Source organism: Mesorhizobium sp. M7A.F.Ca.CA.004.06.1.1, assembly GCF_003999135.1.
GTDB lineage: Bacteria > Pseudomonadota > Alphaproteobacteria > Rhizobiales > Rhizobiaceae > Mesorhizobium.
Genome location: NZ_RZPQ01001321.1, coordinates 1 through 738, shown reverse-complemented (window position 1 = coordinate 738; position 738 = coordinate 1). Strand labels below are relative to the sequence as shown.

General features: G+C 61.7%; 1 protein-coding gene and 1 pseudogene. Both read left to right on the top strand.

The genetic code is table 11. The features are described 5' to 3' along the window. Nucleotides 1-31: 31 nt before the first annotated feature. Entirely contained in the window at nt 32-448 is a 417-nt protein-coding gene (locus EN906_RS36070) for a helix-turn-helix domain-containing protein (RefSeq protein WP_127271661.1), read from the top strand. Between the two features lie 117 nt (nt 449-565). After that, nucleotides 566-738 (top strand): annotated as a pseudogene (locus EN906_RS36065) (DNA polymerase IV); the annotation flags it as partial.

The window sequence follows — 738 nt, the reverse complement described above, 5'->3', positions numbered from 1 at the left end:
ATAGTAAAGTGATTTAAAAATGGAACCATAGATGTCGACGCGCGAAAAATCCGACTGCCCGATCAACCTGTCGCTCGAACTGATCGGCGACCGTTGGACGCTGCTCATCATCCGCGACATGGCTTTCGCCGGCAAAAGGCACTTTCGCGAATTCCTGCAATCCGACGAAGGCATCTCCTCGCGCACGCTGGCCGAGCGACTGCAGACGCTTCAGGAGGAAGGCATCCTCACCAGAAGCGACGACCCGACGCATGGCTTGAGAACGGTCTACCGGCTGACCGAGGCAGGTATCGACCTCTTGCCGGTGCTGGCGACGCTCGGCGCCTGGGGCAGCAAGCACCGCAAGGCCGACGATAGGCTGGCGCGGATTGCCGAAGAACTGGCGGCGGGTGGCGAGGCGGAACTGGAACGGATGAAGGCGGCGCTGCGGGCGGAGCATATTGTCTAGGTGATTGCGCTCGAACTGGCTTGGCTGTTGCTGCACAAATCGCCCCTCGCTTGACAACGACCCGTGCTTGTTCTTTATTTGTTCCAATTCTATCAGCAACTGTGATGTGCGGTCGGGATGGAAACGACAGCCACCATCCTGCATGCCGATCTCGACGCTTTCTACGCCTCGGTCGAGCAGTTGCTCGATCCGTCGCTGCGCGGCAAGCCGATCGCGGTGGGCGGCGGCGTCGTGCTCGCCGCTTCCTATGAGGCCCGCGCCTTCGGCGTGCGCGGCGGCATGCCGGGGCG